Origin of the sequence: Bacillus altaicus (assembly GCF_042136375.2) — a bacterium.
Lineage (GTDB): Bacteria > Bacillota > Bacilli > Bacillales > Bacillaceae_G > Bacillus_A > Bacillus_A cereus_U.
Window position 1 is genome coordinate 1,305,872 of record NZ_CM143394.1, and the last position, 21,072, is coordinate 1,326,943.

The window sequence follows — 21,072 nt, forward strand, 5'->3', positions numbered from 1 at the left end:
TAAATGGGTATTTTAGAGAAAGTTCAGCCAATCGAAGTAATGTTACCAGAGCGTTATCAAACGATGTCTACATTAGAGATGGAAGAGCGTGTTCGTGAAATTAAAGAAAAAATGGGGGCATTACTCTTTATTCCAGGACATCATTATCAAAAAGATGAAGTGGTGCAATTTTCAGATGCAGCAGGGGACTCACTTCAACTCGCGCAAGTTGCAGCGAATAATAAAGAGGCAAAATATATTGTGTTTTGTGGTGTGCACTTTATGGCAGAAACGGCATATATGTTAACGACAGATGATCAAATTGTCATCTTACCAGATATGCGTGCCGGCTGTTCTATGGCAGATATGGCAGATATTGAACAAACAGAAAGAGCGTGGAAAGAGCTCACGAAATTATTTGGGGATACGATGATTCCGTTAACATATGTAAATTCAACAGCTGCGATCAAAGCGTTTTGCGGTCGTAATGGAGGGGCAACAGTAACCTCTTCTAATGCAAAACAAATGGTGTCTTGGGCGTTTACACAAAAAGAACGTCTCGTCTTTTTACCAGACCAACATTTAGGAAGAAATACAGCGTATGATTTAGGTATTCCGTTAGAAAAAATGGCAGTGTGGAACCCGCATACAGATTCGTTAGAGTACGATGGAGATATAGAAGAAATTCAAGTGATTTTATGGAAAGGCCATTGTTCTGTTCATCAAAATTTCACTGTGAAAAATATTGAAAATGTGCGAAAAAATCATCCGGATATGAATATTATTGTTCACCCTGAATGTTGTTATGAAGTTGTTGCCGATTCTGATTATGCAGGATCAACGAAATATATCATTGATATGATTGAAGCTGCTCCAGCGGGAAGTAAGTGGGCGATTGGTACAGAGATGAATTTAGTGAACCGAATTATTCAGCAACACCCTGATAAAGAAATTATTTCGCTAAATCCGTTTATGTGTCCTTGTTTAACAATGAACCGAATTGACTTACCTCACCTATTATGGGCACTTGAGAACATAGAAAGAGGAGAACAGATTAACGTTATTCGTGTGGAGAAACAAGTAACAGAAGAGGCAGTTCTTGCATTAAATCGTATGTTAGAGCGTGTTTAAAGCAGCGGAATTTTCGTTGCTTTTTTTCGTACATATAATCATAACAAGAACGAAAGAGGCATACATTGTGTTGAGGAAATCATTGCGATTTTTCTATGCTTATTCCACTTCGAATCATATTGAAAATAGAAGAAGTGATAAAAGTAAAAGAAGTTAATGTTGTTTAGAAAGTGTTACTTCAAAGTGTTTTTTACTTATAGATAAGTTATACAGGAGGGGGAAAATTTGAAAATTCATATCGTGCAAAAAGGGGAGACCCTTTGGAAAATTGCAAAAAAGTACGGAGTGGATTTTGAGACGCTAAAAAAAACAAATACACAGCTTAGCAATCCAGACCTAATTATGCCAGGGATGAAAATTAAAGTGCCATCGAATAGCGTTCATGTGAAACAACAGACTGGATCGGGTTCAGCGCCCCCGAAACAATATGTAAAAGAGGTACAGCAAAAAGAGTTTGCATCAACACCAACTCCGCTTGGAATAGAAGATGAAGATGAGATTACGTATCAATCAGCACCTATTACACAGCAGCCAGCTATGCAACAAACGCAAAAAGAAATGCAGGTAAAACCGCAAAAAGAAATACAGGTGAAGCCGCAAAAAGAAATGCAAGTGAAACCACAAAAAGAAGTACAGGTGCAGCCACAAAAAGAAGTGCAAAAGGAGAAACCAGTCGAAAAACCGTCAATCATTCAAAAACCATCTGTTATAGAAAAACAAAAGCCAACTACGAAGGAGAACACTAAATTTTCCATTAATGTATTGCCACAGCCACCGCAACCGCCAATTAAAGCGAAAAAAGAATATAAAATTTCAGATGTAATAAAAAAAGGAAGCGAGTTAATTGCTCCTCAAATTAATAAAATGAAACCTAACAACGTCATTTCTCCGCAAACGAAAAAAGACAATATAGGAAACATAGTGTCACCGCAAGTGAAGAAAGAAAATGTAGGAAATATAGTGTCGCCGCAAGTGAAAAAAGAAAATGTAGGGAATATAGTGTCGCCGCAAGTGAAAAAAGAAAATGTAGGGAATATAGTGTCGCCGCAAGTGAAAAAAGAAAATGTAGGGAATATAGTGTCGCCGCAAGTGAAAAAAGAAAATATAGGGAATATAGTGTCGCCGCAAGTGAAGAAAGAAAATGTAGGAAGCATAGTCTCACCACAAGTGAAGAAAGAAAATGTAGGGAATATAGTGTCGCCACAAGTGAAAAAAGAAAATATAGGAAGCATAGTGTCACCAAACGTATCAAAAGAAAGTGTTATTATCCCGCAAGTAATACCGCCTAATATTCAAGTGCCGAACATAATGCCAATAATGGATAACAATCAACCACCGAATATAATGCCAATAATGGATAACAATCAACCACCGAACATGATGCCGATAATGGATAACAACCAAATGCCGAACATGATGCCGATAATGGATAACAATCAAATGCCGAACATGATGCCGATAATGGATAACAACCAAATGCCAAATATAATGCCGATAATGGATAACAATCAAATGCCGAACATGATGCCGATAATGGATAACAATCAAATGCCGAACATGATGCCGATAATGGATAACAATCAAATGCCGAATATGATGCCGATAATGGATAACAATCAAATGCCGAATATGATGCCGATAATGGATAACAATCAAATGCCGAATATGATGCCGATAATGGATAACAACCAAATGCCGAACATGATGCCGATAATGGATAACAATCAAATGCCGAACATGATGCCGATAATGGATAACAACCAACCGCCAAATATGATGCCATATCAAATGCCGTATCAACAGCCAATGATGCCGCAATATCCGCATTATCAGCAACAAAATCCATACAATCAAATGCCGTATCAACAAATGGCACCGCAATATACTTCTATGCCAAATCCAAATATGATGCCAATGGATAATAATATGCCACCACTCGTACAAGGGGAAGAAGATTGTGGATGCGGAGGAGAGAGTAGGTTATATAGTCCGCAACCGGGTGGACCACAATACGCCAATCCTTTATATTATCAACCGACTCAGCCAGCATATGCACCGCAGCCAGGAACGATGTACTATCAGCCAGACCCACCAAATGTATTTGGTGAACCAGTTTCAGAAGAAGAGGATGAAGAGGAAGTTTAAAAAAGGTGGGGTTATTCCCACCTTTTTTGTATTCATGATAGTCAGGAATATGGTGAATTTACATTAAGTGCTAGAAAATTCCTAGTGAAATATTAACAGTGTAAAAACCCTCTCTGTTACTCATCATAAGGGGGAGCTTTTCGAAAGAGAAGTTCATTCTAACAAGGGGGGTTTTTGTATTGAATACGAAAGTAAAAGTTATTGCTGCTTCTTTGTTAGTTACCAGTGCATTAGCTGCATGTGGTACACCGAAAGATAATAATGCGATGGATGGACGTAACTATAATTACGAGCGTACATCTTATAATGATACACACCAGTATCGTGATAATGTAGCGCGTAACGATCGTTATACAGATTATGTAACATATAGAAACGGTCGTAACGATACAGGATATAATAATTATTACCGTGATGTAAATTACAATGGACAAATTGCTAATCCGCACCCAACTCGTAATATTACAATGAACAATTCATACATTAATAATGATGGTAAAACTGCAGAGAAAATTACGAATCGTGTAAAACGTATGAATAACGTAGATCGAGTTTCTACAGTTGTATATGGAAACGATGTAGCGATTGCGGTAAAACCACGTAATCCAGCGACGAATGAAACAACGATGGCGAACGAAATTCGTCAAGCTGTTGCGAATGAAGTTGGAAATAGAAACGTATATGTTTCTGTAAGAAATGACATGTTTACTCGTGTCGATGCAATGAGTACACGTCTACGTAATGGTACAGTTACAAACGATTTTAATCGTGACATAACAAATATGTTCCGAGATATTCGTTACGGTCTGACTGGTACAGTACGATAGTAAAACAAAAGAGGAAGGGGGAACCCTTCCTCTTTATTCATCTTCGTCTTGTAAACGACGTTTTTTAATGAAATAACTAATGGAATAAGAAGTTAAAAAGCATATGAAGAGAATACTACCTGTTAGAATAGCTTCAAATAGAGGCCTTTCTGGACTGAAAATAATATAAATGATAGCCATAACGATTCCTACAACAAGGGAGCGTAATACAATTTTATAATAAGGCGTTAATTTCATTTCTTTTTCACTGTTTTCTACATCGATTGAAACACTTAGTTGTAAATAACTAACTAACATACTTGTAAGAATAAATAATAACCATAATGGAGATTTCGTAATTTGATTAATTCCTTCGGTGAATCCGATATAACCTAAAATGCCGATTATACCAATTGATTGGAAGAGAAAGGCAACGCGTATGTTTTTTAACGTTTGAAGTATGAGGCGCTCGTCTTTAATTTTTTTCAAAGCATTCATCCCCTGTTTATATTTATAGCATTAATTGTAACATATATATTACATTAACCAATTTATAATTTACATAAATTTCAATTTGATAAAAGAGGAAGACAAATATGTTTAGAAACATGTTGCGCTTCTATCTTATTAATGTTATATTAGCAAAGCGATGAGCTAATTTACGTAAGCCGAGAGATATGCTTAAGTGCTAAACACGCGAATGTGGTCGCCTGGTCTCTCGCCGTAAACGCATCAAGACGCCTGCTTTGCAGGCGTCTTTCATTTTATATAAAAGTAAATGATACATGCAGATGAGGATTAACCCTTATCTGCATTTTTTATTTTTCTTAGAAATTTACTGCTATTGTTTATATGGATAAAACCCCCATTTCCGGAAAAGCTACAAATGAAAGTATGATTTTGCCTAGAAGAGGTGAACGGAAATGAAATGGATACTAATTGCAGTGCAAGCTTTCGTTATGATGTTTTGCTTAGCTTATGGATCCGATGTGAGGGCAGAAACAACAGAAAAAGAACCTGCAGTTACAATTTTATTAGAGCGTATGTATGTTGATGGAGAAGTAAGCGAGGAAATACTGACAGAAAAAGTAGCGGATTTAGAAAAGTTTTTGCAGCAATATAAAGAATGGCAACTTGTTGATCGTGATGATGTGCAAATCGTATTACAAAAGAAAGTTGATGATATTTCTCCTTTACTGAAAACGAGTGGTTATTTTGGTGTTTCAGAGGAAGGGATATTGCAAATTTTCAAAGGGGTACCGAAAAGTGATAACGCGATCCATTCCTTCTTTCAAATTGATATGAAAAAGCTTGAAAGTTATGAACGGGCGGAATTGAAACGTGGTATTCGTATAAAATCAAAAGAAGGTTTTGTAAAGACAATCGAAAAAATGAAGCAGTACGCATTGCAAAATAAGAAAAAAAGCAGCTCAGGGTGAGCTGCTTTTTTCTTATTTATTCTTAGCTAAAATCTCTTTTGCGATTTCATCAATTAGCATATCTTTTCCGATTGGATTGAATGCTTTCGTATTGAAGGCTTCATTTGATACTTCATATACGTGATTGTTTTTTACTGCTTTATTATCTTTCCAAACGGCACTGTTTTTATAGTCTTCATAAACTTTATCAGCTTCTCCGCCAAAGTTTACAATAAACATTTGATCAGGCTGGAATGCAACAAGACCTTCTAGTGATACTTGTGCCATCGTTTGTTTTAAATCTGTACCTTTTGTTGCTGGAAGCTTTAAATCGTTAAAGAGTATGTCACCATATCCGAAGCTACCGTATACACGGAAGTTTTGTGGTGTTACTGCAACGAACATAAAGTTTTCATCTTTTGTTTTTTCTTTAATTTTTTTAGATAAAGACTCTGCTTTTTTATCGTAGTCTGCAATCCATTTGTCAGCTTTCTTCTCTTCGTCAAATAGTTTACCTACTTCTTTAAACTTACCGCGCCAGTCTTCTAGATTTGTTTCTAGAACAACTGTCGGTGCAACTTTTTCTAGTTGATCATAAATTTTCAATTGACGATTGTTTAAAATAATTAAGTCTGGTTTTAAAGCAGTAACAGCTTCTAAATCAACTTTAGGCGCCCAGTACCAGCCGACTGCTTTTACTCCGTCTAGCTTGTCTGTTAAGTGATTTTGGATTTTATCTTTATATGTGTTCGCTGTGCCAACAGGTTTATGTCCAAGGAGTAATAATTCCTCTGTTGATCCAGATAAGTCAACAATTCTCTTTGGATTAACTGGAATTGTTGTTTCCCCTTTAGCATGTTTTACAACTTTCGTTTTTGGTTGTTCTTTTGCTTTTGATTCTTCTTTTTGAGAAGAACAGCCAACAATAGAAAGAACAACTAGCATAATAGTAAATAAAATAAATAGTCTTTGTTTCATCCTGATGTAACCCCTTTAATTAATATTGATAATCATTATTGACTCCTGTATAGTAATGTTCTTTTTGTCTTTATGTCAATAGAAAAAAACGGAAATTGTAAACGGGGAACATTTGTTGGGGTAGTCTCGCTTTTCTATTGTTAAATATGTTAAAATGGAATACATGATTTGAGAGGGAGAGATCGTATTTTGTTTGAATATGTTACAGGTTACGTGGAGTATGTAGGACCGGAATATGTCGTAATTGATCATAATGGAATTGGTTATCAAATTTTCACACCAAATCCGTATGTATTTCAAAGAAGTAAGCAAGAAATTCGTGTCTATACATATCATTATGTGAGAGAAGATATTATGGCACTTTACGGATTTAAAACACGTGAAGAGCGTTTATTATTTACAAAGTTGTTAGGTGTATCGGGGATTGGACCAAAAGGTGCTCTTGCAATTTTAGCTTCTGGTCAAACAGGACAGGTCGTGCAAGCGATTGAACATGAAGATGAGAAGTTTTTAGTGAAATTCCCAGGTGTCGGAAAGAAAACAGCACGCCAAATGATTTTAGACTTAAAAGGAAAACTAGCAGATGTCGTGCCAGATGCATTTGTTGATCTGTTCTCGGATGCCGAAAGTTTTGATCAGAAGAAAGGTTCATCAACTGAGCTTGATGAGGCGCTTGAAGCACTACGAGCACTTGGTTACGCAGAGAGAGAAGTTTCTCGCGTTGTACCAGAGTTATTAAAAGAATCACTAACGACGGATCAATATATTAAAAAGGCACTTAGTCTTTTACTAAATGGTAAGAGGTGAGTATAATGGACGAACGTCTCCTTTCAGGGGAATCTGGATACGAAGATGCGGATTTAGAGTATTCATTACGGCCACAGACGCTCCGTCAGTATATTGGCCAAGATAAAGCAAAACATAATTTAGAAGTTTTTATTGAAGCGGCGAAAATGCGTGAAGAAACGTTAGATCACGTACTTTTATATGGACCACCTGGACTTGGTAAAACGACGCTTGCGAATATTATTGCCAATGAAATGGGTGTTAACATTCGAACAACGTCAGGTCCCGCAATTGAAAGACCAGGAGATTTAGCGGCTGTATTAACAGCACTTCAGCCTGGGGATGTATTATTTATTGATGAAATTCATCGTTTGCATAGATCTATTGAAGAAGTGTTATACCCAGCGATGGAAGACTTTTGCCTTGATATCGTTATTGGGAAAGGACCGTCAGCTCGTTCTGTACGTCTAGACTTACCTCCATTTACGCTAGTTGGGGCAACGACGCGTGCAGGTGCATTATCAGCACCACTTCGTGACCGTTTTGGTGTGCTTTCACGATTAGAGTACTATACAGTAGATCAGCTTTCTGCGATTGTAGAACGTACAGCAGAAGTGTTTGAAGTTGAAATAGATTCGTTAGCAGCATTAGAAATTGCAAGACGTGCCCGTGGTACACCTCGTATTGCGAATCGTCTATTACGACGTGTACGTGACTTCGCACAAGTTCGCAGTGACGGAACGATTGCGATGGAAATTACACAAATGGCGTTAGAACTATTACAAGTAGATAAATTAGGACTTGATCATATCGATCATAAATTACTGCTTGGTATTATTGAAAAGTTCCGCGGTGGTCCAGTTGGATTAGAAACTGTTTCAGCAACGATTGGGGAAGAATCGCATACGATTGAAGATGTGTATGAGCCGTATTTATTACAAATTGGCTTTTTACAAAGAACGCCAAGAGGCCGGATCGTAACACCGCTCGCATATGAGCATTTCGGAATGGAGATGCCAAAAGTATGACGGAGATGCCAAAGCTGCTTATTACAGCTGGTATTTTGCTCATTGTTGTTGGATTAGCTTGGAAGTTCATAGGAAGGCTTCCAGGCGATATTTTTGTGAAAAAAGGTAACGTTACCTTTTATTTTCCTATCATTACATGTATTGTGTTAAGTATTGCATTATCTTTCATTATGTATATAATAAATCGATTCAAATAAGAAATAGGTGGATACAGTTATGGATATTAATCTGTTTGATTTTCATTTACCAGAAGAACTCATTGCACAAATTCCGCTTGAAGAGCGTGAAACATCAAGATTGATGATGTTAGACCGTGAAACAGGAGATATTGAGCATAAACATTTTACGGACATTCTTTCTTACTTACATGAGGGGGATTGCTTAGTTTTAAATGAAACGAAAGTTATGCCTGCTCGCTTGCACGGTGTGAAAGAAGATACAGGTGCACACATTGAAGTGCTTCTTTTGAAACAAGAAGAAGGCGATAAGTGGGAAACGCTTATAAAGCCAGCGAAGCGTGTAAAAGAAGGGACTGTCATCTCTTTTGGTGAAGGAAAGTTAAAAGCAACTTGCATTGGAACAGCAGACCAAGGTGGGCGTCAACTTGAGTTTTCATATGACGGCATCTTTTATGAAATTTTAGACGAGCTTGGAGAAATGCCTCTTCCTCCGTATATTAAAGAGACGCTAGAAGATCGCGATCGTTATCAAACGGTATATGCGAAGGAAATCGGTTCAGCAGCAGCACCGACGGCTGGCCTTCACTTTACAGAAGAGTTACTTGAGAAATTGAAGCAAAAAGGCGTTCAATTAGCATTCATTACACTCCATGTAGGACTTGGAACATTTAGACCAGTTTCTGCAGATACGATTGAAGAGCATCATATGCATGCAGAGTATTACCATATGTCTGAAGAGACAGCTGCGTTATTAAACCGCGTAAAAGAGAATGGTGGACGTATTATTACAGTAGGTACGACATCAACTCGTACGTTAGAAACGATTGCGACAGATCATAGTGGTAAGCTCTGCGCCGCTTCTGGCTGGACAGATATTTTTATGTACCCAGGATATAAATTTAAAGCAATTGATGGTTTAATTACAAACTTCCATTTGCCGAAATCAACATTAATTATGCTTGTAAGTGCATTTGCAAATAGAGATAATGTACTTCATGCTTATAATGAAGCAGTAAAAGAAAAATATCGTTTCTTTAGCTTCGGTGATGCGATGTTCGTTGCATCTCACGCTAAAATGAGAAACAAATAAAAGGAGTAAATTATGACAGCAATTCGTTATGAATTTATTAAAACTTGTAAACAAACGGGTGCGCGTTTAGGTCGAGTACATACGCCACACGGTTCATTTGATACACCAACATTTATGCCAGTTGGTACACTTGCAACAGTTAAAACGATGTCACCAGAAGAATTAAAAGCAATGGATTCTGGCATTATTTTAAGCAATACGTATCATTTATGGCTACGTCCAGGACACGAAATTATTCGTGAAGCAGGTGGCTTGCATAAGTTTATGAACTGGGATCGTGCAATCTTAACGGATTCAGGTGGATTCCAAGTATTTAGCTTAAGTGACTTCCGCCGCATTGAAGAGGAAGGTGTTCATTTCCGTAATCACTTAAATGGAGATAAATTATTCTTATCACCAGAAAAAGCGATGGAAATTCAAAATGCATTAGGTTCAGATATCATGATGGCATTTGATGAGTGCCCACCGTTCCCAGCTACTTTTGAATACATGAAGAAGTCTGTAGAGCGTACGAGCCGCTGGGCAGAGCGTTGTCTAAAGGCGCATGAACGTCCACAAGATCAAGGTTTATTCGGTATAGTACAGGGCGGAGAGTTTGAAGAACTTCGTCGCCAAAGTGCGAAAGATCTTGTTTCAATGGACTTCCCTGGGTATGCTATAGGCGGTCTATCTGTTGGTGAACCGAAGGATATTATGAATCGTGTTCTTGAGTTTACAACACCACTTCTTCCTGATGATAAACCACGTTACTTAATGGGTGTAGGTTCTCCTGACTCGTTAATTGATGGTGCGATTCGCGGTGTTGATATGTTTGACTGTGTACTTCCAACTCGTATTGCTCGAAATGGTACATGTATGACAAGTGAAGGCCGTCTAGTTGTGAAAAACGCGAAATTCGCTAGAGACTTCGGGCCGCTTGATCCGAACTGTGATTGCTACACATGTAAAAACTATTCTCGTGCGTACATTCGTCACTTAATGAAATGCGATGAAACGTTCGGAATTCGTTTAACGTCTTATCACAACCTTCATTTTCTGTTAAACTTAATGGAGCAGGTGAGACAAGCTATTCGTGAAGACCGTCTTGGCGATTTCCGCGAAGAGTTCTTTGAACAGTATGGCTTTAATAAACCGAATGCTAAAAACTTCTAATACATAATTTAAAAGGAGGAACACAAGATGAATGCAGGTATGATGAATATCGTTATGATTGTTGCGATGTTTGCGATTTTCTATTTCTTATTAATTCGCCCGCAACAAAAGCGTCAAAAAGCAGTTGCTCAAATGCAAAATGAAATCAAAAAAGGTGATGCTATCGTAACAATCGGTGGTTTACACGCTACAATCGAATCAGTGGATGAAACGAAAATTGTTGTTAAATCTGGTGGTTCACACTTAACTTTCGATCGCAATGCGATTCGTGAAGTTGTGAAAAACTAATGATGAAGGCCCTGCATGAAATGTGCAGGGCCTTTTTTTAACTATTTTGTTTTGACATATTTACACCGAAAATACCTCCGAGTGTACTCGCACCCATTAATGCTAATTGGTAGAGTAACTGTGAGTTCGATAAAGTTTGAGAGAAGCCTAAATAGTTAACGAGAAAGACGAGAAGAGTGAATGTGAGTCCTGTAGTGAAACCTACTAACCAACCTTTTCCTTGTGCCTTTTTACCAGCAATGAATCCAGACATAAGCATAGATAGAAGGGCTATTATAAAAATAGTAATTACTAATGTCCCTTCATTAATATTCGTAAATTTTAATAAAAGAGCCATGATCATACTTGTAATAGATGCGAGGATTAATAGGGTAATAATACCGAAGCCGATTGCGCTCGATAATTTTTTCGTTCCATCCATTATGCATTCCCCCTTTTTAATACAAGCATATTTTCATTTTGTTTAAGTTAGACTAGTTTCTTTTTTGTAGGGGAGCCTATAAGTAAAAAAAGGGGATGTAGAAATGGAATGGGTATCAATAATCGGACGAACAATGCTTTTGTATACAATCATTTTAATTATTTTTCGTCTTATGGGTAAACGTGAAATTGGAGAATTAAGTGTATTAGATTTGGTTGTATTCATTATGCTTGGTGAAATGGCTGTAGTGGCAATTGAAAATACAGATAAATCACTTTGGCATCAATTAGTTCCAATGATTTTTCTAATGTGTATACAAATCATTTTGTCGGTCATTTCTTTAAAGTTCCAGCGTTTTCGGCATTTAATAGAAGGAGAGCCTGCGATTCTTGTGAATGCAGGTAAAATTGATGAAAAAAAGATGCGGAAGCAGCGATATAACATAGATGATTTATTGATGCAACTACGTGAGCAAGGAATCGGAGATGTGCGTGATGTAGAATACGCTATTTTAGAACCATCTGGAAAGTTATCTGTGTTTCAAAAACAAAAAAGTAAAAAAAGCAAAAATGATACACCAATTTTTACACTCCCACTAATTATAGATGGAGAAATTCAATACAATCATTTGCAAATGATTGAGCATACAAATGAGTGGCTCGTTGAGAAATTGAATAACTTAGGTTATAAAGATGTGAAACAGATTGTATATTGTAGTTTTCAAAATGGACAATTTTTTGTTGATTTGAAAGAAAATTAGAGGCTTACCATTTTGAATGGCAAGCCCGCTTACTTCAAAAATGAAAGTTTCCGAATGATAGGGAGACGACTTAATTCTTCTTTTCGAATGAGTTTGAAAACGAAGAGGAGAACGATATAAACGATTGTTGTTAAGGTGATTTCCCATAATGTTTGTACGCCAAGTGAATGAGAAAAAACGATATGCTTATGAAGATAAAAACCGAAGGTACCAGCAATCCCGATAGCAATTCCGCCGAAAATATAATCTTTTGCGTAAATGGTAAATGCAATTTTCTTTAAAACAGTGGCGTAGTGAAGGAATGTTACGGTTACTATATTCGCTGCGATGGCGAGGGCAACCCCCATCATTTGGAACTCTGGGCGTGAAGCGAGTGCAAAGATAACGATTAATTTTACGATAGCGCCAATAAAGGTGTTCATCATAGCAGCGCGTGCTAAGTTTAAAGCTTGCAAGACAGACGTAAGGGGACTTTGGAAATAATGAAATAAAAAGCAAGGTGCAAGAAGCTGGATGAATGCGGCCGCGTTGTCTGATCCGTACATGAGAGTTAAAACTGGAGAAGCAAATACATATAATATAACGACTGACCATCCACCGGTTATTAAGGAAATTCGAAGTGCTTGTTGTAATCGGTGTTCCACTAATTTGTGTTGTCTCTTTGCCATTGCCTCGCTAATTGATGGGACGAGTGCTGTAGAAAGAGCATATGTAATAAAGGCTGGCAGTGATAGAAGCGGGAACGCATATCCGTTTAATATACCGTATTGCTGAGTTGCGACAGAAGCAGCAACGCCGGCGATCGCTAAGCTTTGCATAACGACGATAGGTTCAAAGAAATAAGAAACGGAACCAATTAAACGGCTTCCTGTAGTTGGTAAAGCAATGTCCATAAGGGAATAAAACGTATTTTTGCTCTCCTTTACAGTAGTGAAAAATCCAGAGCGTATAGATAAATGTTTTTCGCGTTGGAATAAAGTAAGTAAAAATAATAAAGATGCAACTTCGCCAAGAACAGCTGATAGCATGGCACCGGCTGCAGCATATTCTACGCCGTAAGGTAAAAATAACCGAATGCATACAGCGATAATTGTAATGCGGACAACTTGTTCTATGACTTGAGCATAAGCGCTCGGCTTCATATTTTGTTTCCCTTGGAAATAACCACGTAAAACGGAAGAAACTGCAATAACAGGGACGACAGGTAAAATAGCCATTAATGGATAGTAAGTTCTTTCATCTGTTAATAATGTTTTTGCTAAAATAGGTGTGAGTAGCATAATCCCAATTGTTAAAATGATACTAATAATGGATGTAACGGCTAGCGAGACAGTTAATATTTTTTTTACTTTTTGTTTATCGTTCACTGCTTCCGCTTCTGCTACAAATTTTGCGATTGCAACAGGAAGACCAATTTGGGTTAATGTAATTGCTAAAATGAAGGTGGGGACAGCCATCATATAAAGGCCAACGCCTTCTTCGCCTAAAATACGTGCCATTACAATGCGGTTAATAAATCCAAGGATTTTTGTAATAAAGCCAGCTACCATTAAAATAAATGCACCTTTTAAAAAGCTTTGTCTCGTCATACTCTTCTCCTACCTTCTCAAAATCAATGGAATGATTTACAATAATTTATATGCACGTATGAGACAAGAATGACAAGCATTTAAGAGAGTGAAGTATGAATGGTACTCTTGAAAGAAGTTATTACTGTCCATTAGAGCGGGATTAAAAGCGACTTTTCGTGCTGAAATAAGAAGGAGATGTTATATATGTTGGATAATGAGGCTTTGGTAGAATCATACCGCGGACAGTTACAAGTCGTTTTAGAAAGTAAAGTAGAAGAGTTTCACATGTTTGGTTATGACCGAGTGACAGATAATGATATTTGGAAGTTTCTCAAGGTGAAAAAGTGGAAAAAGATAGACAGTGATGTTAGGTTGTATGCATTAGTAAATGATGTATTAAGAGTAAGTACTAATGAATATATGAATTATTTAACTGTTGAAGCATATCAGGCGCCACTTTGGTCGTTTGATGAATATGAAAATAAATAACTGACTGTAATTGGTTTGTTCTTCCTTTTGCAGTATAATGATAGGTATTGATAAAGAGGAATTAATTATGTCTAAGATTATATATAAAGGAGGTAGTGAAGAGAAAAAATAAATAATAGAAGTGTAGGTATTGTGAAAAGCTTACCGACACAGCTAGTGATGAACTAGCGGAAATACATGTATTTTATAGAAAGTAAGTCTACTAACTAGGCGTATGCACACGTGCAAAAATGAATCGTAAGAGATTTATTGAAAGTGTTAGTAGCAGAAAGAGGGTACATATGGCAAAGCGTGGTACAAGAATTGCCGCCTTTTTCCTCATCGTTTTATTAATTGGTGGAGTAATTGGTGCGGCAGGAAAAGACATAGCAAAAGGAATTAGTCTAGGACTAGACCTTCGCGGTGGTTTTGAAATTCTGTATGAAGTAAAACCAGCCAAAAAAGGTGATAAAATCGATCGTGATGCACTTGTAAGTACAGTAGGTGCTCTTGAAAATCGTGTCAATGTTCTTGGTGTAAGTGAGCCGAACATTCAAATCGAAGGGGAAGATCGAATTCGTGTACAGCTTGCTGGTGTACAAGATCAGCAAAAAGCACGTGAAATGTTATCAACACAAGCGAAACTAACATTCCGTGATGTGGATGATAACCTTCTTATGGACGGAACTGATTTAAAAGGCGGCGGAGCGAAGCAAACATTTGATGAGCAAGGCCGTGCGAGCGTAGGTCTTACACTAAAAAGCGCTGAAAAATTCCGTGAAGTAACTGAAAAGATTTCAAAAATGCCACCACCAACGAATTTAATGGTAATTTGGCTTGATTTTGAAGAAGGAAAAGATTCATATAAAGCAGAATCTGCAAAACCGAATCCGAAGTTTTTATCAGCAGCAACAGTAAGCCAAGTATTTAACCAAGCTGAAGTATCTATCGTAGGTGGAAACTTTACAGTTGAAAGTGCGAAAGAACTTTCATCTTTATTAAATGCAGGTGCACTTCCTGTTGATTTAAAAGAAATGTATTCAACATCTGTTGGAGCGAAATTTGGTCAACAAGCATTAGAGCAAACGATTTTCGCTAGTGCGATCGGTATTGCTATTATCTTCTTATTCATGCTTGTATTCTACCGTTTACCAGGACTTGTAGCGGTTATTATGTTAGGTTTATACATTTTCGTTACATTACTCGTCTTTAACTGGATGCATGCAGTTCTTACGTTACCGGGTATTGCGGCATTAGTGCTCGGGGTTGGTATCGCAGTTGATGCGAATATCATTACGTACGAGAGATTGAAGGAAGAGCTGAAAATTGGTAAGTCGATGATGTCAGCATTCCGTGCTGGTAACCATCGTTCATTATCGACAATTTTAGATGCGAACGTTACGACAATTGCAGCAGCGGGTGTTTTATTCGCTTATGGTAATAGCTCTGTAAAAGGTTTCGCAACAAGTTTAATCGTAAGTATTTTAGTTGGTTTCATTACGAACGTATTCGGTACTCGTTTCTTACTAGGTTTACTTGTAAAGAGCCGTTACTTTGATAAGAAACTATCTTACTTTGGTGTTAAGGAAAAGGATATTATTCCATTAACAAAAGGTGTAGTACATCCACCGACGAGATTTGATCGTATTAATTTCGTAAATATCGGTCATAAATTCTTCTTATTCTCAATTGTAGTTGTAATTGCTGGGGCAATTATATTACCGATCTTCAAAATGAATCTTGGTATTGACTTTGCAAGTGGTACACGTATCGACTTGCAATCAAAACAAGCAACTACTGTTTCTAATGTTCATAAAGATTTGAAAGAATTGAACATCGATGTGAAGGAAGAAGATATTGTACCGACCGGAGATGACAATAAAGGTTTCGCGGTTCGTACGTTAGGCGTTTTATCGAAAGATGAAATTGCGAAAACAAAAACATTCTTCCACGATAAATACGGTACAGATCCAAACGTAAGTACAGTTTCGCCGACAATCGGTAAAGAGATTGCACGAAATGCATTCATCGCGGTTCTGATAGCTTCATTGGTTATCATCTTATACGTAAGTATTCGTTTCCGTCTTACGTACGCAGTATCTGCAGTAATCGCATTATTACATGATGCGTTCGTTATGATTGTTGTGTTTAGTCTTTTCCAGATAGAGGTAGACTTAACGTTTATCGCTGCGGTATTAACGATTATTGGTTACTCTATCAATGACTCAATCGTTACGTTTGATAGAAACCGTGAGTTATACAACCAGAAAAAACGAGTTCGCGATATAAAAGATTTAGAAGAAATCGTAAACTCAAGTATTCGTCAAACAATTGGTCGTTCAATTAATACAGTGTTAACAGTGTTATTCCCAGTAATCACACTACTTATTTTCGGTAGTGAATCACTGCGTAACTTCTCACTTGCATTATTAATTGGATTAGTTGTAGGTACGTACTCTTCTATTTTCGTGGCTTCTCAAATTTGGTTAATGCTTGAAAACCGTCGTTTGAAAAAGGGCAAAAGAAATAAAAAAGTAGAAAAAGAAGTACCTGAACCGCAAGTATAAAAAATAAAGTGAAACTTTAATCAGTGGGGGTTTTGTTCATCCCCCACTGATTATTAGCCTTCACCAATCGGGCTTTTACGGGCAGTTATCTCCCACCTAACTTCCTCGCATTCGCCGGATTTTGAGGTGGGAGTCTTACTGCCCACAAATAGCGGGATAAAACATATAAAAAGATGGTGTCTCTATATGAGGCATCTCTTTTTCGTTTGTGGACACAATAAAGTAGCGCCTTTTTTAAAGGGGAGATAAATGGAAGAAAGTGGTGATGTTATCTTTGTTTTTGTTACAATAAAGTGAAACTTTAATCAGTGGGAGTCTTACTGCTCGTTAAAGCGGGATAAAACGATAGGTTAAGAAAAGAAGGGATTTCAATTATGGAAAAAGATGAACGTTTTAAACAGGCCGAGTTTGGTGCTATTGTCGGAATCGTTGGTAATATTATATTAGCGATTGTAAAAGCGGTAATTGGTTATATTGGAAACAGTAAGGCACTTTTAGCGGATGCGGTGCATTCTGGATCAGATGTAATTGGCTCGTTAGCTGTACTTTTTGGATTACGAGCAGCAAAGCAACCGCCTGATGAAGATCATCCGTATGGTCATGGTAAAGCAGAATCGATTTCAGCGATTATTGTTGCGGTATTATTATTTATTGTTGGAATAGAGATAGCGATTTCGTCTATAAAAGCTTTTTCACAAGATTTAGAACCACCAAAAGGAATTACGATTTTTGCAGTTATTCTTTCGATTGTAGTGAAAGAAGGGATGTTTCAGTATAAATATCGATTAGGGAAGAGGATAAATAGTGATGCAATTATTGCAAATGCATATGAACATCGTTCGGATGTGTTTTCTTCAATTGCAGCTTTAATCGGCATTTGTGCAGCTATTATTGGCGGTAAGTTAGGCATAGATTGGCTTGTATATGCCGATCCAATTGCGGGATTATTTGTTTCAATTCTCGTTGCTAAGATGGCGTGGAGTATTGGAGCAGAAGCTATTCATGCAACGCTCGATCATGTTCTGCATGAAGAAGATGCTGTTCCGCTTAGGGAGGCAGTTTTTCAAGTGGAAGGTGTGAAGAAAATCGGCTCTTTATATGCAAGGGAACATGGCCACTATGTTATTGTTGATATTAAAATATCTGTAGATCCATATATCACTGTAGAAGAAGGTCACCGCATTGGAAAACATGTAAAAGAAAAGCTTATGAAACAAGATAACGTACAAAATGTTTTTGTACATATTAATCCGTATTCTCCAAATTAAACATAATGGATATTTAATTATATAGATATCGAATCGTAGGTTGCATTATATTGTCACCCCTTAATCTGTCTTGTATAATGGATAGGTTAAGGGGTGATTTCGTGTTACAACCGAAGACGCGTTGGAAAGAAAAAGAATATAATGAGGAACTAGTGAGTGAATTAGCAAATAAATTGCAACTATCACCTCTTGTGACTTCATTATTTCTCGGCAGAGGCTTAAATACAGAAGATAAGATTGTAGACTTTTTAAATACAGCAGATCAAGAATTTCATGATCCATTTTTACTTGAAGGAATGGATCGGACTGTAGAACGTGTGAAAAAAGCCATTGAAAATGGAGACCAAATATTAATATTTGGTGATTATGATGCGGACGGAGTAAGTAGTACGACTGTATTATATCTTGCTCTCAAAGAATTAGGTGCAGAAGTAGAGTTTTATATTCCAAATCGTTTTACTGAAGGCTATGGGCCAAATGAAGAAGCGTTTCGTTGGGCGCACAATGCAGGGTTCTCACTAATTATTACTGTCGATACTGGTATCGCAGCGGTACATGAAGCGAAGGTAGCGAAGGAACTTGGGATAGATCTTATTATTACAGATCATCATGAGCCGCCACCAGAGTTACCAGAGGCACTTGCGATTATTCATCCGAAATTAGAAGGCGGTGTTTATCCGTTTCATTATTTAGCGGGTGTTGGTGTTGCATTTAAAGTTGCACATGCACTTTTGGGCCGTGTACCAGAGCATTTATTAGAAATTGCAGTAATCGGTACGGTAGCCGATTTAGTATCGCTTCACGGTGAAAATAGATTGTTAGTACAGCGTGGACTGAAGCATATGCGAATGACTCGAAATATCGGTTTAAAGGCGTTATTTAAAGTTGCTAACGTTTCGCAAAGTGAAATTACAGAAGAAAGCATCGGATTCTCACTCGCACCTCGTATTAATGCAGTTGGTCGTTTGGAGGATGCAACACCTGCTGTACACCTTTTATTATCAGAAGATCCAGAGGGAGCGAAAGAGCTAGCTGAAGAAATTGATGAGCTGAACAAACTTCGAAAAGATATTGTAAAGCAAATTACAGAAGAAGCTATCGCTGAAGTCGAAAATAAATTCCCGCCGGAAGAAAATAAAGTATTAGTCCTTGCAAAAGAAGGTTGGAATCCAGGCGTAATTGGAATTGTCGCTTCTAAGTTAGTTGAACGTTTTTATCGTCCGACGATTGTATTAAGCATTGATCCTCATAAAGAAACAGCAAAGGGATCGGCTCGTAGTATTGCAGGATTTGATTTGTTTGCAAACCTTTCAGATTGCCGTGAATTGTTACCGCATTTCGGAGGTCATCCGATGGCGGCGGGAATGACGCTTAATATGAATGATGTGGATGAATTAAGACGCAGGTTAAATGAGCAAGCAGATGCAGTTTTAACAGAAGAAGATTTTATTCCGATTACAGCAGTGGATGCATTTTGTAAAGTAGAGGATGTAACGCTTGCCGCGATTGAGGAGATGCAAAAGTTAGCGCCATTTGGCGTAGGAAATCCGAAACCGCGTATTGCGGTGAAAGATGCTGACTTAGAAAGTATCCGTGCAATTGGATCTGATGGATCTCATTTGAAAATGGCTCTTCGTGAGGGACAAGCAACACTGGATACAATTGGATTTGGATTTGGTGCTTATGCGAAAGAAATCTCTCCAGTTGCGAAGGTTTCTGTAGTAGGAGAAGCGTCCATTAATGAATGGAATAACTTTAAAAAGCCGCAATTAATGGTGCAAGATATTGCTGTAGAGGCATGGCAATTATTTGACTGGCGTAGTATGCGTAATGTAGAAGCAAATTTAGCAGAACTTCCGAAAGAAAAAATAACCATGGTGTATTTTTCTGAAGAGGTATTGAATAAGTTTTCTTTAGAAGGCTATAAAGAACAGCTTGTGCATGCATCAGAGGTAACACATTTAGATGATCAATATATTGTGTTACTCGATTTGCCGAAAGGAACAGATGAATTGCGTGATTTATTTAAAGTAGGATTTCCATCTCGAATTTACACGCTATTTTATCAAGAGAACAATCATTTATTTAGTACAGTTCCAACGAGGGAACACTTTAAATGGTACTATTCTTTCTTAAGCCAAAAAACACCATTTTCTTTAAAGCAATATGGGGAACAACTGTGTCGTCATAAAGGGTGGTCAAAAGATACAGTAAATTTCATGACACAGGTGTTTTTTGAGTTAGAATTTGTTACAATAAAAGACGGTGTCATTTTTATGGCAGATAAAAAACAAAAGCGTGATTTAATTGAATCGAACACATATCGTGAGAAAATGAACCACTTACAATTAGAGAAAGAATTGGTTTATAGCACATATCAGCAACTATATACATGGTTTGAAACGATTCGTAATCATAAATAAGTAGAACAGTTAGGGTAAAGGATTTGTATTTACAAACCTTTTATATCTGAGGAGGATTCAGAAATATGGATTTCAAGCAACATATCGCAATTGTACCAGACTATCCGAAAGAAGGTATTGTGTTCAAAGACATTACACCTTTAATGAACGACGGAAAAGCATATAAAGCAGCAACAGATGCAATCGTTGAGTATGCAAAAAAAAGAGACATTGATGTTGTAGTAGGACCAGAAGCGCGTGGTTTTATTATCGGTTGCCCAGTTTCTTATGCATTAGAATTAGGTTTCGCACCAGTTCGTAAATTAGGAAAATTACCACGTGAAGTAATTACAGTTGACTACGGTAAAGAGTATGGAACAGATGTTTTAACAATCCATAAAGATGCAATTAAGCCAGGTCAACGTGTATTAATTACAGATGACCTATTAGCTACAGGTGGAACAATCGAAGCGACAATTAAACTAGTTGAAGAACTTGGCGGAGTTGTAGCAGGAATTGCATTCTTAGTAGAGCTTACTTACTTAGATGGTCGTAAAATGTTAGATGGTTACGATGTATTAGTATTAGAAAAATACTAATCATTATATAGGTGAAACTACGGTGATAAAAAAGTA

General features: G+C 37.3%; 19 protein-coding genes and 1 pseudogene. 16 read left to right on the plus strand and 4 right to left on the minus strand.

Annotated features, from left to right (window positions below):
- The first annotated feature begins 3 nt into the window (after window positions 1–3).
- The 3 genes and pseudogenes from nadA (at window position 4) to ACE38F_RS06855 (ending at window position 4,082) form a co-directional block, all read left to right on the plus strand.
- Window positions 4–1,110, plus strand: coding sequence for a quinolinate synthase NadA (gene nadA, locus ACE38F_RS06845; RefSeq protein ID WP_375369608.1), 1,107 nt, complete (start codon window positions 4–6; stop codon window positions 1,108–1,110).
- Between the two features lie 225 nt (window positions 1,111–1,335).
- Window positions 1,336–1,492 (plus strand): annotated as a pseudogene (gene safA, locus ACE38F_RS06850) (SafA/ExsA family spore coat assembly protein); the annotation flags it as partial.
- 1,942 nt (window positions 1,493–3,434) lie between these two features.
- Entirely contained in the window at window positions 3,435–4,082 is a 648-nt protein-coding gene (locus tag ACE38F_RS06855; RefSeq protein WP_375369607.1) for a YhcN/YlaJ family sporulation lipoprotein, read from the plus strand.
- 33 nt (window positions 4,083–4,115) lie between these two features.
- Here ACE38F_RS06855 and ACE38F_RS06860 read toward each other — a convergent pair whose 3' ends face one another.
- The gene (locus ACE38F_RS06860) at window positions 4,116–4,550 is read right to left on the minus strand and encodes a branched-chain amino acid ABC transporter substrate-binding protein (protein WP_375369606.1); all 435 of its coding nucleotides are present in this window, start codon (window positions 4,548–4,550) and stop codon (window positions 4,116–4,118) included.
- A gap of 434 nt (window positions 4,551–4,984) precedes the next feature.
- On the opposite strand from ACE38F_RS06860, the gene ACE38F_RS06865 reads away from it, so the two are divergent.
- Window positions 4,985–5,500, plus strand: coding sequence for a BofC C-terminal domain-containing protein (locus tag ACE38F_RS06865; RefSeq protein WP_375369604.1), 516 nt, complete (start codon window positions 4,985–4,987; stop codon window positions 5,498–5,500).
- Window positions 5,501–5,512: 12 nt separating this feature from the next.
- On the opposite strand, the gene ACE38F_RS06870 is transcribed toward ACE38F_RS06865, so the two are convergent.
- Window positions 5,513–6,457, minus strand: a complete 945-nt coding sequence (locus tag ACE38F_RS06870; RefSeq protein WP_375369603.1) for an iron-hydroxamate ABC transporter substrate-binding protein — start codon at window positions 6,455–6,457, stop codon at window positions 5,513–5,515.
- Between the two features lie 189 nt (window positions 6,458–6,646).
- On the opposite strand from ACE38F_RS06870, the gene ruvA reads away from it, so the two are divergent.
- Genes ruvA through yajC form a run of 6 tightly spaced genes read left to right on the plus strand, consistent with a single transcriptional unit; the run spans window position 6,647 to window position 10,980 of the window.
- Entirely contained in the window at window positions 6,647–7,264 is a 618-nt protein-coding gene (gene ruvA, locus ACE38F_RS06875) for a Holliday junction DNA helicase RuvA (RefSeq protein WP_002112013.1), read from the plus strand.
- Between the two features lie 5 nt (window positions 7,265–7,269).
- Window positions 7,270–8,271, plus strand: coding sequence for a Holliday junction branch migration DNA helicase RuvB (gene ruvB / locus ACE38F_RS06880; RefSeq protein WP_000344470.1), 1,002 nt, complete (start codon window positions 7,270–7,272; stop codon window positions 8,269–8,271).
- The gene (locus ACE38F_RS06885; protein WP_000138161.1) at window positions 8,268–8,468 is read left to right on the plus strand and encodes a DUF2905 domain-containing protein; all 201 of its coding nucleotides are present in this window, start codon (window positions 8,268–8,270) and stop codon (window positions 8,466–8,468) included. The genes ruvB and ACE38F_RS06885 overlap by 4 nt, the downstream gene beginning before the upstream one ends.
- A gap of 19 nt (window positions 8,469–8,487) precedes the next feature.
- Window positions 8,488–9,540, plus strand: coding sequence for a tRNA preQ1(34) S-adenosylmethionine ribosyltransferase-isomerase QueA (gene queA, locus ACE38F_RS06890; RefSeq protein WP_375369602.1), 1,053 nt, complete (start codon window positions 8,488–8,490; stop codon window positions 9,538–9,540).
- 12 nt (window positions 9,541–9,552) lie between these two features.
- The gene (gene tgt, locus ACE38F_RS06895) at window positions 9,553–10,692 is read left to right on the plus strand and encodes a tRNA guanosine(34) transglycosylase Tgt (RefSeq protein ID WP_002015319.1); all 1,140 of its coding nucleotides are present in this window, start codon (window positions 9,553–9,555) and stop codon (window positions 10,690–10,692) included.
- A gap of 27 nt (window positions 10,693–10,719) precedes the next feature.
- Complete coding sequence (yajC, locus tag ACE38F_RS06900; RefSeq protein ID WP_002034132.1) at window positions 10,720–10,980, plus strand: preprotein translocase subunit YajC; 261 nt, start codon at window positions 10,720–10,722, stop codon at window positions 10,978–10,980.
- Between the two features lie 37 nt (window positions 10,981–11,017).
- Here yajC and ACE38F_RS06905 read toward each other — a convergent pair whose 3' ends face one another.
- On the minus strand, window positions 11,018–11,401 hold the full coding sequence (locus ACE38F_RS06905) for a TIGR04086 family membrane protein (protein WP_070144970.1): 384 nt from the start codon (window positions 11,399–11,401) through the stop codon (window positions 11,018–11,020).
- Between the two features lie 103 nt (window positions 11,402–11,504).
- On the opposite strand from ACE38F_RS06905, the gene ACE38F_RS06910 reads away from it, so the two are divergent.
- A complete protein-coding gene (locus ACE38F_RS06910) occupies window positions 11,505–12,161 on the plus strand; it encodes a DUF421 domain-containing protein (RefSeq protein ID WP_002112002.1) in 657 nt (218 codons plus the stop codon).
- Between the two features lie 29 nt (window positions 12,162–12,190).
- Here ACE38F_RS06910 and spoVB read toward each other — a convergent pair whose 3' ends face one another.
- Window positions 12,191–13,750: a stage V sporulation protein B gene (gene spoVB / locus ACE38F_RS06915; RefSeq protein ID WP_375369600.1), complete on the minus strand. Its 1,560-nt coding sequence runs from the start codon at window positions 13,748–13,750 to the stop codon at window positions 12,191–12,193.
- Between the two features lie 186 nt (window positions 13,751–13,936).
- Between spoVB and ACE38F_RS06920 the strand changes: the two genes are divergently transcribed.
- The 5 genes from ACE38F_RS06920 (at window position 13,937) to ACE38F_RS06940 (ending at window position 21,036) form a co-directional block, all read left to right on the plus strand.
- Window positions 13,937–14,221, plus strand: coding sequence for a post-transcriptional regulator (locus tag ACE38F_RS06920; protein WP_002143227.1), 285 nt, complete (start codon window positions 13,937–13,939; stop codon window positions 14,219–14,221).
- A 281-nt stretch (window positions 14,222–14,502) separates the two neighbouring features.
- The gene (gene secDF / locus ACE38F_RS06925; protein ID WP_375369599.1) at window positions 14,503–16,767 is read left to right on the plus strand and encodes a protein translocase subunit SecDF; all 2,265 of its coding nucleotides are present in this window, start codon (window positions 14,503–14,505) and stop codon (window positions 16,765–16,767) included.
- A 374-nt stretch (window positions 16,768–17,141) separates the two neighbouring features.
- Complete coding sequence (locus ACE38F_RS06930) at window positions 17,142–18,035, plus strand: cation diffusion facilitator family transporter (protein WP_215554271.1); 894 nt, start codon at window positions 17,142–17,144, stop codon at window positions 18,033–18,035.
- Between the two features lie 101 nt (window positions 18,036–18,136).
- On the plus strand, window positions 18,137–20,458 hold the full coding sequence (gene recJ / locus ACE38F_RS06935) for a single-stranded-DNA-specific exonuclease RecJ (protein WP_375369598.1): 2,322 nt from the start codon (window positions 18,137–18,139) through the stop codon (window positions 20,456–20,458).
- Window positions 20,459–20,523: 65 nt separating this feature from the next.
- Complete coding sequence (locus ACE38F_RS06940; RefSeq protein ID WP_341305793.1) at window positions 20,524–21,036, plus strand: adenine phosphoribosyltransferase; 513 nt, start codon at window positions 20,524–20,526, stop codon at window positions 21,034–21,036.
- The last annotated feature ends 36 nt before the right edge of the window (window positions 21,037–21,072 follow it).